The sequence below is a fragment of the Streptomyces mutabilis genome, from assembly GCF_014649815.1.
Taxonomy (GTDB): domain Bacteria; phylum Actinomycetota; class Actinomycetes; order Streptomycetales; family Streptomycetaceae; genus Streptomyces; species Streptomyces mutabilis.
The window spans coordinates 135,618-148,878 of record NZ_BMTT01000004.1; the positions used below are offsets into that span (position 1 = coordinate 135,618).

At 73.0% G+C, this 13,261-nt stretch carries 12 protein-coding genes; 1 reads left to right on the top strand and 11 read right to left on the bottom strand.

The features are described from left to right. Positions 1-58: 58 nt before the first annotated feature. The 8 genes from IE142_RS11375 to IE142_RS11410 all read right to left on the bottom strand — a co-directional run bounded on the left by IE142_RS11375 (position 59) and on the right by IE142_RS11410 (position 8,533). Entirely contained in the window at positions 59-718 is a 660-nt protein-coding gene (locus IE142_RS11375) for an ABC transporter ATP-binding protein (RefSeq protein WP_043377964.1), read from the bottom strand. Next, complete coding sequence (locus IE142_RS11380) at positions 711-1,751, bottom strand: ABC transporter ATP-binding protein (RefSeq protein WP_191885622.1); 1,041 nt, start codon at positions 1,749-1,751, stop codon at positions 711-713. Before IE142_RS11380 ends, IE142_RS11375 begins: the two co-directional genes overlap by 8 nt. After that, positions 1,748-2,743 carry an ABC transporter permease gene (locus IE142_RS11385; protein ID WP_191885623.1) on the bottom strand — a complete coding sequence of 332 codons (996 nt, stop codon included), beginning with the start codon at positions 2,741-2,743 and terminating at the stop codon, positions 1,748-1,750. Before IE142_RS11385 ends, IE142_RS11380 begins: the two co-directional genes overlap by 4 nt. Before the next feature lie 5 nt (positions 2,744-2,748). Further along, positions 2,749-3,717 carry an ABC transporter permease gene (locus IE142_RS11390; RefSeq protein ID WP_191885624.1) on the bottom strand — a complete coding sequence of 323 codons (969 nt, stop codon included), beginning with the start codon at positions 3,715-3,717 and terminating at the stop codon, positions 2,749-2,751. Between the two features lie 32 nt (positions 3,718-3,749). After that, the gene (locus IE142_RS11395; RefSeq protein WP_191885625.1) at positions 3,750-5,342 is read right to left on the bottom strand and encodes an ABC transporter substrate-binding protein; all 1,593 of its coding nucleotides are present in this window, start codon (positions 5,340-5,342) and stop codon (positions 3,750-3,752) included. A 112-nt stretch (positions 5,343-5,454) separates the two neighbouring features. Continuing rightward, on the bottom strand, positions 5,455-5,967 hold the full coding sequence (locus IE142_RS11400) for an O-acetyl-ADP-ribose deacetylase (protein ID WP_191885626.1): 513 nt from the start codon (positions 5,965-5,967) through the stop codon (positions 5,455-5,457). A 31-nt stretch (positions 5,968-5,998) separates the two neighbouring features. Next, positions 5,999-7,408: a phytoene desaturase family protein gene (locus IE142_RS11405; protein WP_191885627.1), complete on the bottom strand. Its 1,410-nt coding sequence runs from the start codon at positions 7,406-7,408 to the stop codon at positions 5,999-6,001. Between the two features lie 195 nt (positions 7,409-7,603). Continuing rightward, the gene (locus IE142_RS11410) at positions 7,604-8,533 is read right to left on the bottom strand and encodes an AraC family transcriptional regulator (RefSeq protein WP_440862268.1); all 930 of its coding nucleotides are present in this window, start codon (positions 8,531-8,533) and stop codon (positions 7,604-7,606) included. Positions 8,534-8,707: 174 nt separating this feature from the next. On the opposite strand from IE142_RS11410, the gene IE142_RS11415 reads away from it, so the two are divergent. Next, positions 8,708-9,388, top strand: coding sequence for an NAD(P)H oxidoreductase (locus IE142_RS11415; protein WP_229830360.1), 681 nt, complete (start codon positions 8,708-8,710; stop codon positions 9,386-9,388). Positions 9,389-9,477: 89 nt separating this feature from the next. On the opposite strand, the gene IE142_RS11420 is transcribed toward IE142_RS11415, so the two are convergent. From IE142_RS11420 to IE142_RS11430, 3 genes are all read right to left on the bottom strand, one after another. After that, the gene (locus tag IE142_RS11420) at positions 9,478-10,326 is read right to left on the bottom strand and encodes an inositol monophosphatase family protein (protein WP_191885630.1); all 849 of its coding nucleotides are present in this window, start codon (positions 10,324-10,326) and stop codon (positions 9,478-9,480) included. A 103-nt stretch (positions 10,327-10,429) separates the two neighbouring features. Continuing rightward, positions 10,430-12,265 carry a gamma-glutamyltransferase family protein gene (locus tag IE142_RS11425; RefSeq protein ID WP_191885631.1) on the bottom strand — a complete coding sequence of 612 codons (1,836 nt, stop codon included), beginning with the start codon at positions 12,263-12,265 and terminating at the stop codon, positions 10,430-10,432. A gap of 364 nt (positions 12,266-12,629) precedes the next feature. After that, positions 12,630-13,127 carry an SRPBCC family protein gene (locus tag IE142_RS11430; protein ID WP_191885632.1) on the bottom strand — a complete coding sequence of 166 codons (498 nt, stop codon included), beginning with the start codon at positions 13,125-13,127 and terminating at the stop codon, positions 12,630-12,632. Positions 13,128-13,261: the final 134 nt, after the last annotated feature.

A 13,261-nucleotide genomic window follows, 5' to 3' on the forward strand; every position in this document is an offset into this window, starting at 1 on the left:
ATGGACCGCGCTTGACCGATACATGTCCAGGATCTCGGGAGGTGGCTCGGACGGAGGCTCAGCCGCTGGTCAGGGTCCCCCACTCGACGGTGCGGTCGCACCAGCGGTCCAGGAGCACGCGGTCGTGGCCGACGGCCAGCAAACCCGCGCCCGTGGACGCCCGATAGTCCTCCACCACCCGCACGAGGGCGGCGGTGGTCGAGGCGTCGAGCATCGCCGTCATCTCGTCGCAGACCAGCCAGCGCGGGCGCAGTACGAGGGCGCGGGCGAGGCAGGCGCGCTGCAACTGGCCGTCGCTGACCTCGTGCGGACGCCTGCTCAGCAGGTCCGCGGTCAGCCCCACGGTGGCGGCCAGTTCCGCGACGCGGCCGGTGACGTCCTCGCGCCGGCCGGTGGCCCTCAGCGGCTCGGCGATCAGGTCGGTGAGCGCGAGGCGGGGGTCGGCGGAGAGCCTGGCCTGCTGGAAGACGACGCCGAAGGCGGTGCGCTGTTCGCGGGGCGCCCGGTGCCGCCAGCGCCGTACGGGGGCGCCGTCGACCGTCAGGGAGCCGGCGTCGGGGTGGTGGAGCAGGGCGGCGACACGGGCGAGGGTGGACTTGCCGCAGCCGCTGGGGCCGAGCAGTCCGAGGGCCTCGCCCGGCTCCAGGGACAGGGAGACGTTCCGGAACACGGGCGCGTTCCTGGCGTATCCGGCGGTGATGGCGCGCATTTCAAGCACGGTCGGCGGCCTCCGTGAGCGCGGCGTGCGGGTGGTGGCAGGCGACGGTGGCGGCCGGCGCGCCGGCCGGCGGCGGCAGCACGGCGTCCGGCGACGGCGGTACGGCGGTCAGGGGCGGCAGCGCGTCGCAGGCGTCGGTCGCGCGGTCGCAGCGGGCGGCGAAGGCGCAGCCGTCGGGGAGGGCCCCGAGTTCCGGCGGCAGGCCGGGGATGGGGGTGAAGGCACGGTCGGGCAGGGCGTCGAGCAGTCCCCTGCTGTAGGGATGGCGGGGGCCGGGGGTGCCGAAGAAGTCGGTGGCGTCGGCGAGTTCGACGATGCGGCCCGCGTACATCACGGCGATCCGGTCGGCGATGCGTTCGGCTGCGGCGAGGTCGTGGGTGATCATCAGCAGGGCGCGGCTCCGGCCACCCGTCACGTTGTCGACATGTCGCCTCAGCTCGTCGACGGTGCGGTCCACCAGGTCCCGGTCGAGTCCGGTGGTCGGCTCGTCGGCGAGCAGCAGCGGGGCGTCGCCGACGAGGGCGAGGGCGGTGGCGGCGCGCTGGGCCAGGCCGCCGGAGAGTTCGTGCGGGTGGTGGTCGAGGTGGTCCACCGGGAAGGCGGCGCGCTCGGCGGCGGCCTCGGCGGCCTGACGCAAGGCGACTCGGCCGCGGACGTCGGTGAGTTCCGCGACCGTCTCCTCCAGCTGCGAGCGGATGGTGCGCACGGGCGTCAGGTGCGCGGCCGGGCTCTGCGGGACGAGGCCGACGAGCCGGCCCCGTACGGTGCGGGCGAAGGTCCGCTCGTCCGCGGTGAGCAGGTCGAGGTCGCCCAGGAGGGCGGCGCCGGCGGTCCGGGCGTTGCCGGGCAGCAGCCCGAGCAGGGCGGAGGCGAGGACGGACTTGCCGCAGCCGCTCTCCCCGATCAGGGCCAGGCACTCGCCGGCCGCCACGTCGAAGTGCGCGTCGGTGACGGCGGCGACACGGCGCCCGCCCGGCATGAGGAAACGCACCGACAGACCGCGTACCGACAGCACGGGGGCTCGCTCGGTCACAGCATCAGCTCCGATCGGCGGCGGGGGTTGACCCGCTCCCGCCAGGCGCCCGCGAGGCCGGCGACGGCGAGGGTGGGGACGATGATGAACAGGCCCGGGAAGAGGGTCGGCCACCACTGCCCGGCGAGCAGCGAACCCCGCGCCTCCTGGATGAGGTTGCCGAGGCTGGCGGTGTGGGTGGGCAGGCCGAGGCCGAGGAAGGACAGCGCCGACTCGTGCCACATGGCGTGCGGCACCATCAGTACGGCGGCCAGCGCGGCCTGGGGCAGCACGCCCGGCAGCAGGTGCCGTACGGCCACCCGCCACCGGGAGGCGCCGCCTGAGACGGCCGCGTCGATGTAGGGGCGCGAGCGCAGGGACAGCACCTCGGCGCGGACGATACGTGCGGTGGACAGCCAGTGGGTCAGCGCTACGGAGATCACGACCGGCCACACTCCCGGCCGGAACATCGCCACGATGAAGATGCCGAGCAGCAGGTGGGGCACGGAGGAGATGGTGTCGACGACCCGCATGACGGAGCGGTCGACCCAGCCGCCCAGCGCCCCGGCGGTGGCGCCCACGGCGGTGCCGACGACCGTCGCCGTCAGGGCCGCCGCGACCCCGACGAGCAGGGAGACGCGCAGCCCGTACACGCAGCGCAGCAGCAGGTCCCGGCCCACGTCGTCGGTGCCGAACGGGTGGGCCCAGCTGGGTGGCTGCAGCTTGGCGGCGAGGTCGACGGCCTGCTGGTCGAGCTGCGCCAGCGGTGGCACGAGCAGCACCGCGAGGACGGTCAGGGTCAGCAGTGCGGCCGAGACGCGCAGGCGCAGGGTGCGGGTGGAGCGGCGGTCGGTGCCGTGGGCCCGCCACGGCGTGCCGGCCTGCTCCGCCCCTTCCGCGTTCCCGGCGTCGGCGGCGGGGGCGGCCCGCTCGGACTGCCCGGCCCGCCCGGCCCGCCCGGTCCGCTTGGCCTTCTCGGTCTTCTCGGCCTTCTCGGCGGCGACGTCAGCCATGGGAGTCACATTTCACTGAGCTTCACCCTCGGGTCGAACAGTCCGTAGAGCAGGTCGGCGAGCAGGTTGCCGGCGAGGACCGCGGCGGTGGCGAGGACGGTCAGGGCGGCCAGCAGCGGGAAGTCGACGGCGGTGGCCGCCTCGACGGTGGCCGCGGCGATGCCCGGCCAGCTGAACACGGTCTCCACCAGCAGGGCGCCGGTGATGAGTTCGGGGACGCGGGAGCCGATCAGGGTGAGCACCGGGAGCAGACCCGAGCGCAGGGCGTGCCCGAACAGGACGGTGCCCTCACCGATGCCGCGGGCCCGCGCGCCGCGCACCGGGTCCTCCGCGAGGGCGTCGCCCACGCCCTGGCGCACGTACAGCGTGAACCAGGGCAGCTGCGAGACGGCGAGCACACCGGCGGGCAGCACGATGTGGCTCGCGACCTGTCCCGGGGTGACCTGTTCGCTGGCTGTGTCCGTCAGCCCGCCGGCCGGCAGGACATCCCACTGCAGGGCGAAGAGCCACACCGCGAGCAGCGCGATCCAGAAGACCGGCGCGGCCTCCAGGGTGTACGCGAGGGAGGTGACCGCCCGGTCCAGCATCGAGCCGGGGCGGCGGGCGGCCAGCACGCCGAGGAGCGTGCCGACCAGGACGGCGACGGCGAAGGCGACCGCGCACAGCAGCGCGGACCACACGAGGCGTTCGCCGATCACCTCGGCCACTGGCTGGCGCATGACCGGCGAGTGGCCGAGGTCTCCGGTGAGGGCGGCGGTCAGCCAGTCCCACCAGCGGACGACGAACGACTGATCCACACCGAGGTTGTCGCGCAGCCGGTCCAGGGTCTCCTGGTCGGCGCCCAGCGCGGCGGTGCCGGCGTACGCCTTGACGGGGTCGAACGGGGAGGCGGCGGCGATGGCGAAGACACCGAACGTGACGACGAGGACGACGGGGCCGGCGAACAACGCCCGCCGCCCCGCCAGTCGTGCCATCGCTCCCCAGGGCAGCCTCCGGGGCGATCGGGTCATTTCTTCGGCTGCCAGTCCTCGATGTTCCACCAGGGCCCGCTGGCGAAGCCGTGCTCGTGCGGCTCCAGCTGCGTACTCAGCCCGTCCCAGCGGTCGGCGAGGACGTAGAGGTGGTCGATGTGGGTGAGGAAGGTGTAGCCGGGGTCCTCGACCAGGGCCTGCTGGATCTCGTCGTAGGCGGCGGCGCGCTGGTCCGGGTCCTGGGTGCGGCGACCGGCGTCCAGGGCCTTGTCCACGGCCGGGTTGTCGTAACCGGCCATGTTGTTGAAGCCGTCGTTGGCGAGGGAGGAGTGCAGCAGGGTGTAGAGACCGAAGTCGGGGTCACCGACGCTGCCGAAGCCTGCCAGGACCGCGTCGTTCTTCATCCGCGGCTCGATGACCTCCCAGGTGGCGCCCTCCACCTTCACCTCGATGCCGGCCTTCTTGGCGTCGGAGGCGTAGGCGAGGGCGTGGTCCTGGCGGACCTTGTCGCCCGAGGGGTAGTACAGGGTGAAGGACGCGCGCTGTCCGTCCTTGGCGCGGATGCCGCCGGAGCCGGGCTTCCAGCCGGCCTCGCCGAGGATGCGCTTCGCCTCGGCGAGGTCGTGCGGGCGCTCGATGCCGCGCTCGTACCAGGGGTCGTCGACGGGCAGCGGTCCGTACGCGGGCCGGCCGGCGCCGTCGAGGATCTTGTCGACCATGGCCTGGCGGTCCACGGCGGCGTCCAGGGCCTGCCGGATGGCGCGGTCGCCGGTGACCTTGCCGGAGGTGGGCAGGGTGACGGCGCGGAAGTCGTAGGACTTGGCCTCGTACGTGCGCCGGCCGTCGTCCTTCTCGAAGGTGGCGGCGAGGTTGGGCGGCAGGACGGCGCCGTCGAGGTCGCCGGAGCGCAGCCGGGTGGCGCGGACGTTGTCGTCGGCGATGATCGCCATGGTGAACGACTTCACCGCGGGCTCGCCGCCCCAGTAGTGCGGGTTGGCCTTGAAGGTGAGCTTCTCGCCCTTGCTCCAGTCGGCGAGGACGTACGGGCCGGTGCCGACCGGCTCGGTGTTGAAGGTGCCGGTGTTGGGGTCCTGTCCGCCGGCGACGTGCTCGGGAACGATGGGCAGCACCGTGCGGGCGGCGAAGGCCGCGTACGGGTACTTGAGGGAGAAGACGACGGTGTCGTCGCCCTTCGCGCTGACGTCCTTGATGGCGTCCAGTTCGCTGCGGGCGGTGTTGTTGGTCTTCTCGTCGAGGACGGTGCGGTACGTGTAGACCACGTCCTGGGCCGTCAGCGGTTCGCCGTCGCTGAACTTCACGCCGTCGCGCAGGGTGTACGTGTACGTCCTGCCGCCGTCCGCGATCTTCGGCAGCGCGGTCGCGAGCGCGGGCTTCAGCTTCAGGTCGGTGTCGCGGGCGAGCAGCCCGTCGAAGATCTTGGAGTTTCCGTCCTTGCCGTAGCCGAGCAGCGGGCTGAGGGTGTCCGGCTCGGAGGCCACCCCGATCACCACGGACTCGGCCGCCTTGGCGTCACCGCCTGCTCCGCCGCCCCCGGGCGCGGAGCAGGCGGTGACGCCGGCGGCAAACGCCGCCGCGGCGGCGGCACTTCGTATCCGACGGGTTGTCATGTCTCCCCCACGCTTGTTGTTGGTGCGGGGTTATTGCACATCAGTCGCAATAGGAGCGTCAAGCCAGGTCGGGGAGCGTGCGGGGGCGCGACGAGTCGGCGGGGGGGGTCTTTCAGTGCACTTGCGCCGCGAACGCCCGGTACGCCCGGTCGTCGAACAGGACGAAACGGACCTCCGCCACCGACGTCGCGGTGCCGCGTACCGTCTCGACGGCGATACGGGCCGCGTCGTCCATCGGCCAGCGGTAGACGCCGGTGGAGATGGCCGGGAAGGCGACCGTGCGCGCGCCCAGTTCGTCGGCGACGCGAAGGGACTCGCGGTAGCAGGAGGCAAGGAGACCGGAGCGGTCCTCCGCCGGGCTGTGCACCGGGCCGACCGTGTGGATCACCCAGCGGGCGTCCAGGTTGCCCGCGGTGGTGGCGACCGCCTTGCCGGTGGGCAGGCCCCCGCCGAGGTGACCGGCGCGCAGTCGGCGGCACTCCGCGAGGATCTCGGGGCCGCCCCGCCGGTGGATGGCGCCGTCGACGCCGCCTCCGCCGAGCAGGGAGGAGTTGGCGGCGTTGACGATCGCGTCGGTGCTCTCGCGGGTGATGTCGCCCTGGACGAGGGTGATGGTGGTGGTCATGTCCGGCCCCCGGTGCGGCTCGGTTCGGTGGTCAGGTCCGGCGCAGTCTGCGCCACACGGCCTTCGCCGCGTTGTGCCCCGACATGCCGTGCACGCCGGGGCCCGGCGGGGTGGCCGACGAGCAGATGTAGACGGCCGGGTGCGGGGTGGCGTACGGGAACAGGGACAGCTTGGGGCGCAGCAGGAGCCGGAGGCCGGACACCGCGCCGGCGGCGATGTCACCGCCGACGTAGTTGGCGTTGCGGGCGGCGAGTTCGGGCGGACCCGCGGTGGCACGGGCGAGTACGCGGTCGCGGAAGCCGGGGGCGAAACGTTCCAGTTGGCGCTCGACGGCGTCGGTGAGGTCACCGGTCCAGCCGTTGGGGACGTGGCCGTACGCCCAGAAGACGTGCCTGCCCTCCGGAGCGCGGGTGGGGTCGACGACGCTGGGCTGCGTGGTGATGAGGAACGGCGCGTCGGGGGCGCGGCCCTCGCGGGAGGCCGCGTTCAGCGCGGCGCCGATCTCCGCGCTGTCGGCGCCGATCTGCACGGTGCCCGCGGTGCGGGGCTCCTCGGCTGTCCACGGGACGGGGCCGTCCAGCGCGTAGTCGATCTTGAAGACGCCGGGGCCGTACCGGTAGTCGGCGTAGTGGTTGCCGAGGCCGGCGATGCGGGCCAGGGCGGTGGGCGAGGTGTCGAAGACGTAGGCGCGGGCGGGCGGCAGGTCGTCGAGGCGCTTGACCTCGAAGTCGGTGTGTACGGTGCCGCCGAGGTCCGCGAGGTACGTGGCGAGGGCGTCCGAGATGGCCTGGGAGCCGCCGCGGGCCACGGGCCAGCCGCGGGCGTGTGCGGCGAGGGCGAAGACCAGTCCTACGGCGCCGGTGGCGAAGCCGTTGAGCGGGGCCATGACGTGCGCGACGAGGCCGGCGAAGAGGGTCTTGGCCCTGTCGTCGCGGAAGCGGCGCATCAGCCACGTCGACGGGGGCAGCCCGACCAGGCCGAACCGGGCGAGGGTGATCGGGTCGCGGGGCAGCGCGGTCAGCGGCAGGGACATGAAGTCGCGGGCGAGGGTGTCCCAGTGGGGCAGGAAGCGCTCGACCAGACGGCGGTAGGCGCCGGCGTCGCGCGCTCCGAAGGAGGCGGCCGTCTCGCCGACCGACCGGGAGAGCACGGCCGCCGAGCCGTCCGGGAAGGGGTGCGCCATGGGCAGCGGGGCGTGCAGCCACTCCAGGCCGTACCGCTCCAGGGGCAGGTCGCGGAAGGCGGGTGAGTTGATGCCGAGCGGGTGCGCGGCGGAGCACGGGTCGTGCCGGAAACCCGGCAGGGTCAGCTCCTCGGTGCGGGCGCCGCCGCCCACGGTGTCCCGGGCCTCGAAAACGGCGACCGAGAATCCGCGGCGGGCCAGCTCAACGGCAGCGGTCAGCCCGTTGGGTCCCGCACCCACCACGACCGCATCGAGCATCGACGGCACCTTCGGACCCCTTCGTCAGCCGATGGCCACTCGGGATCAGGATATGCCCGGGGTCCGACAGCCCGCGGCCTCGGGTGGGCGGCAGCGCGCCGGGTACCGCGGGCTGCCGGCGGACGGGTGCCGTGCGCGGCCCTCGGCGAAGGCGGCTTCACCCCGCTTTCCCCCCGCCCGCACGGCCCGTCGGGATCAGGCCGCCGCGGCGCGGAACCTGCTGGGGCTCTGGCCCTTGTGGCGTTTGAAGGCGGCGCTGAAGCCGAAGGCGTCGGCATAGCCGACGGACTTGGCGATCTGGGCGATGCTGAGGTCGGTGTCGGTCAGGAGCGCCTCGGCGTCGGCCATGCGGCATTCGGTGAGGTAGGCGAGGGGTGGGCGGCCCATCAGCTCGGTGAAGCGCTTGGCGAACAGCGCCCGGGAGACGCCCGCCTGATGGGCCAGCGACGCCACCGTCCAGGGCTCGGCGGGGCGGCCGTGGAAGGCCTGCAGAGCGGGGGCGAGCACCGGGTCGGCCAGGCCGCGGTACCAGCTGGGCGCGTCCGCGCCCGCCTCGTCGAACCAGTTGCGCAGCGTGCACACCAGGGCCCAGTCGAGGAGACGGTCCATCAGGGCCTGCGAACCGGCCGGGAGCCGCGCGGCGTCGGCGGCGGCCGTCTCCAGCCAGGCGCAGACCTCGACGTCCTCGTTGATCACCAGGACGGACGGCAGGGCGCGCAGGAGCCGTTCGTGCCGATGGCCCGAGGCGCGGTAGGCGCCCACGATCAGCGCGGTCGCTCCGTCCGGATCGGTGCCCCAGCGGATGCCGCCGAGTTCCTGGGCGGTGCACTCGGCGTCCGGGGGGAAGCAGGCGATCTCGTACTCGGTGTGCGGGCGGTCGAGAGTGGTGGGACCGTCCACGAGGCGGAACGGCGCGGGGCCGCGCACGATGGCCGTGTCACCCACGCTGACCGCCCGCTCGGTGCCGTCGGACAGCAGCAGGGTGCCGCCGCCGCGCAGCACGCTGACCATGGTGAGCGGCGCGCCGTCGGTGAAGCGGATGGACCAGGGTGCCGTCAGTACGGCGTGGCTGACGACCGAGCCCTCGGCCCGGATGCCGCTCAGCAGTGAACTCAGGGGATCCACGGCGCCCATTGTAGACGATCTCCTATGTTCTGGAGCGCTTCTCCCATGGATCATCTACGCGACCGCGGCTGTACTGGACTCATCACTCATCGCATCGATGGAGCCCGCATGGCGGCCCGCGTCGAGACCGGCGTCCACCGGTATCGGCGGCATCGAGACCAACCAGGAGTCACCGTGACGCAGCCCAGCAGCGACGCCCGGACAGCCCTCGTGGTCGTCGCGCACCACCGCGCCGATTCCCTCACGGCGCACACCGCCCGTCGTACCGCCGCCCGGCTCGAGGCCGCCGGGTTCCGTATCGACCTGCTCGATCTGCACGCCGAGGGGTTCGACCCGCGGATGAACGTGGCGGATCAGCCGGACTGGGGCAACCGGGAGAAGGCGTACTCGGACGAGACGCACGCCCATATGCGGCGCATTCTCGACGCCGACGTCGTCGTCGCCGTCTTCCCGGTGTACTGGCAGAGCGTGCCCGCCATCCTGAAGGGGTGGATCGACCGCGTGTGGAACTACGGGTTCGCCTACGGCCGCAGCAAGCCCCGCCTCGAGGGCAAGCGCATCCTGTGGCTGGGCCTGGCCGGGGCCACCGCCGACGACCCCGTCACGGAGGGGATGCACTCCCTCCTGGAGACCAATCTCAGTGAGGGCATCGCCTACTACTGCGGCTTCTCCCACTCGGCCGTCGGTCTGCTCCCCGACGCGGAGGAGCGCCCGCAGCGCGTCGACGCCGAGGGCAATCTGCTGGTCGGCGACGCGGTCGCGGGCGCCGAGCGCGAGGCCCAGTACGCCGACTTCGACCGTCGCGCACGGGAGTTGCTGGAGAAGTTCCTCGCCGAGGAGCCGGTGCCGGCCTGACGGCAGCCGCCCGGGCCACGGCGGCCGTCCTGACGGCGGCGGTCCGGACTACGGGATTCGCCGTGCGGAGAGAAGTACTCCCCCGGCGGTCAGGCCGCCTCGCCCGCCAGCAGGGCCACCACCCGGCGTGCGGTTGCGGCGTCGCGGGCCGCGGTGAACGGCAGGTCGTTGTCGCCCGTGATGCGGAACGGCTCGCCGGTGCGGGTCAGGTGGGTGCCGCCCGCCTCCTCCACCAGGAGCAGGCCGGCCGCGTGGTCCCAGGCGGCCTCCCAGGAGAACGCGGTGGCGTCGAGCTCACCGCGGGCCACGGCGAGGTACTCCAGGCCCGCCGAGCCGCAGGGCCGGGGTGCCACGCCCGGGGTGCGCAGGCCGAGCAGGGCGTGCTTCTGCTCGTCCGTCGTGTAGTCCGGGTGGGAGGTGGCGACCCGCAGTTCACGGCCGGGCTCGGGCGGTCCCGCGTGCAGCCGCTCGCCGTCCAGGAAGGCGCCCTGGCCCCGGATCGCCGTGGCCATCCGGTCGGGGACGGGGGCATAGGTCCACGAGGCCCGCACCACCCCGTGGTGGGCGAGCGCGACCAGGGTGCAGAAGCCCGGGTCGCCGTGCACGAACTGCCGCGTCCCGTCGACCGGGTCGACGATCCACACCGGCGCCTCGCCGTGCAGCGCCTCGTACGAGGCGGGGTTGGCGTGCACCGCCTCCTCGCCGACCACGACCGAGCCGGGCAGCAGGGCGGACAGGGCCTCGGTGAGGAACAACTCGGCCTTGCGGTCGGCGTCCGTCACCAGGTCGTGCGGGCCGGCCTTCTCGTCGACCTCGTGGGCCTCGAGCCGGCGCCGGCGCGGCATGATCTCCTGCGCGGCCGCCTTGCGGACGGCCTCCTCCACGTCGTCGGCGTGCCGGGCGAGAAACTCGTCGATGGTTTCGTTGTTCTCGATCATGACTCCATGAGAGCACGCGCCACTGACAATCCCCACCCGGGTGGTGTGCTCCGGGTGGAATCGGCACGAACAGGCGGTGCGGGGCCGTCCCGCACCTGCCGGGTCAGCGCCCGACCGCGTACCCCTGCATTCCGCGCGGGTTCGCCGCCGCCGACAGCACACCCGTCTCCGGGTCCCGCGCGACCGCGCACAGCCGGCCCTCCGACCAGGCCTCGCCGACCGTCACGTCGTGCCCGCGTCGGCGCAGTTCCTCGACGGCCTCGGCCGGCATGCGGGACTCGACGGTGACGCTGCCCGCCCGCATGCCGCGCGGGAAGAAGGAGCCGGGGAAGCTGTCGTTGTGCCAGTTCGGGGCGTCGATGGCGCCCTGGAGATCGAGGCCGCCGCGCACGTGACCGCGCAGGGCGACCGCGAGGAAGAAGTGCGTCTGCCACTGGTCCTGCTGGTCGCCGCCGGGGGTGCCGAAGGCCATGACCGGCACCCCGTCGCGCAGGGCGATGGAGGGCGTGAGCGTGGTGCGCGGCCGGCGGCCCGGCGTGAGCGAGTTGGGCAGGCCCTCCTCGAGCCAGGTCATCTGCAGCCGGGTGCCGAGCGGGAAGCCCAGTTCGGGTACGACGGGGTTGGACTGGAGCCAGCCGCCGCTGGGCGTGGCCGAGACCATGTTGCCCCAGCGGTCGACGATGTCCAGGTGGCAGGTGTCGCCACGGGTGCCTCCGTCGGCGGCGACGTCCGGTTCGCCCGGCACCGGCGACCTCGGGCTCTTGGCCACCGTCGGCTCACCGACGCCCAGGGCGTCGAAGCCCTCCCCCTCCACGGCCGCCACGCGCGCGTGCGCGCTGAGCCGCGGGACGCGTCCGCGCGGGCTGCCGGGCCGCAGTTCGAAGGACGCCTTGTCGCCGACGAGTGCCCGCCGTGCCGCGTTGTACTCGGGCGACAGCAGGTCGTCGAGCGGCACCTCGTCCGCGCCGTCCGCGTCCCCGTACCAGGCCTCCCGGTCGGCCATGGCGAGCTTGCAGCCCTCGATCAGCAGGTGGACGTAGTCGGCGGAGCCGTATCGGGGCAGTTCGGGCGGGAGCAGCGCCAGTTGCTGGAGCAGTACCGGGCCCTGGCTCCAGGGGCCGGCCTTGCACAGGGTCCAGCCGTTCCAGTCGTACGTGGCGGGAGCCTCGTAGTGCGCCGACCAGCCGGCGAGGTCGGCGGCCGTGAGGGTGCCGGTGTGGCGCACGCCGCTGGTGTCCATGGTGGGCCGGCCTGCCTGCCGTACCAGGGCCTCGGCGACGAACCCGGTGCGCCAGACCTCCCGCGCCGCGTCGATCCGCGCCTCCCGGTCCCCCGCGCCGGCGGTCTCGGCGAGCAGCCGTTGCCAGGTGGCGGCGAGGGCGGGGTTGCGGAAGGGCACGCCGGGACGGGGCGGACGGCCGTCCGGGAGGTAGATCGCGGCCGAGGACGTCCACTCCGTCTCGATGAGTTCCCGTACGGTCTCCACGGTCTCCGTCATGCGCTCCACGGGCGGGTGCCCGTGTTCGGCGTATCCGATGGCGTACTTCAGGACCTCGGCCAGTGTCTTGGTGCCGTGGTCGCGCAGCAGGAGCAGCCAGGCGTCGAAGGCGCCGGGGACGGCGGCGGCGAGCGGGCCGGTGCCGGGGACGAGGTCGAGGCCGAGTCCCTTGTAGTGCGCGACGGTCGCCCCGGCCGGTGCCACGCCCTGCCCGCACAGCACGCGCACCTCGCCGCCCGCCGGGGCGAGCAGGATCGGTACCTCCCCGGCGGGTCCGTTCAGGTGCGGCTCGACGACGTGCAGCACGAAGGCACCCGCCACGGCGGCGTCGTAGGCGTTGCCTCCGTCCTCCAGCACCGCCATGGCCGACTGCGAGGCCAGCCAGTGGGTGGAGGAGACCATGCCGAAGGTGCCCTGGAGGGTGGGACGGGTCGTGAACACAGGGCCTCTCACCTCGTTGTTTACGTGTCGCGGCCCAGGGGGTGGGCACTCAGGACGGGTCCCGGGGAGGATCTGGGGAGTTTGCACCAGCGGCCTCCTTCTCCCGCTCCCCCAGAAGGCTATCGCCCGCCCTGCGCCCCTTCTTCCCCCGGCCTCCGGCATGAAGTGGGCGTAGTGGTCGGGGGTGATGGTCGGCGACGAGTGCCCCAACCACTTGGCGAGGGTCACGACCGACTCGTCTGCCTCGAGGACGAGGGACGCGTACGTGTGCCTCAGCACGTGGAGACCGTTGGCACGTCCGGGATCACGCTTCTTCCAGCGCTCTACCGCTTCGACGTGGCGCCGGGCGCCGTCCTCGGATTGGCTACCGAGGGTCCCGCACTTCGGCGACGTCGGCCATGCGGTCCAAGGCGCGCTGCATGTAGCGCTTCCAAAAAGGCTTGAACGGCCCGCGGAGGATCCATCGACGTCCGGGGCGGGGTTTGAACTCGTAGGTCCACCGGATGATCGAGCCGCCACCATCGGGAAGGAACGAGAACTCGCCGCGCACGCCCTGCGCCATGGCGCTGAGCACGTTGGTGAACTCGGTGAGTTCGTAGGCGAATCCGTGCGGTGCCGTGTACTCGGTCAGTCGCTCCGTGACGTGGGATCCGTCGGTGAAGTGCGGCTCGCGTGCCACGCCGACGTGATCCCATGCGTCATGCTGCTTCTCGACGTGGCTGATGCCGGGGAAGAAGCGGTCCGCTGTGAAAACCAGGGAGAGATCGATCGGTGCGATGACGGCGAATGCGGTCTCGGGGGGTACTGACGTCCTCGCGAACACGGTGATGGGCACGATCTGGTCGGTGTGTGTGATCAGCATGTCCAGGCTCCGTCGATGCCGCGGCTGGCGCCGGTGATGAAGATGACCTTGTCGGTCAGCAGCCCGACGGGCGTGCTGTCGGTGGTGTTCGCCATGACCGACAGCATGTTGTCGGCGGCCGGCCGGATACAGGT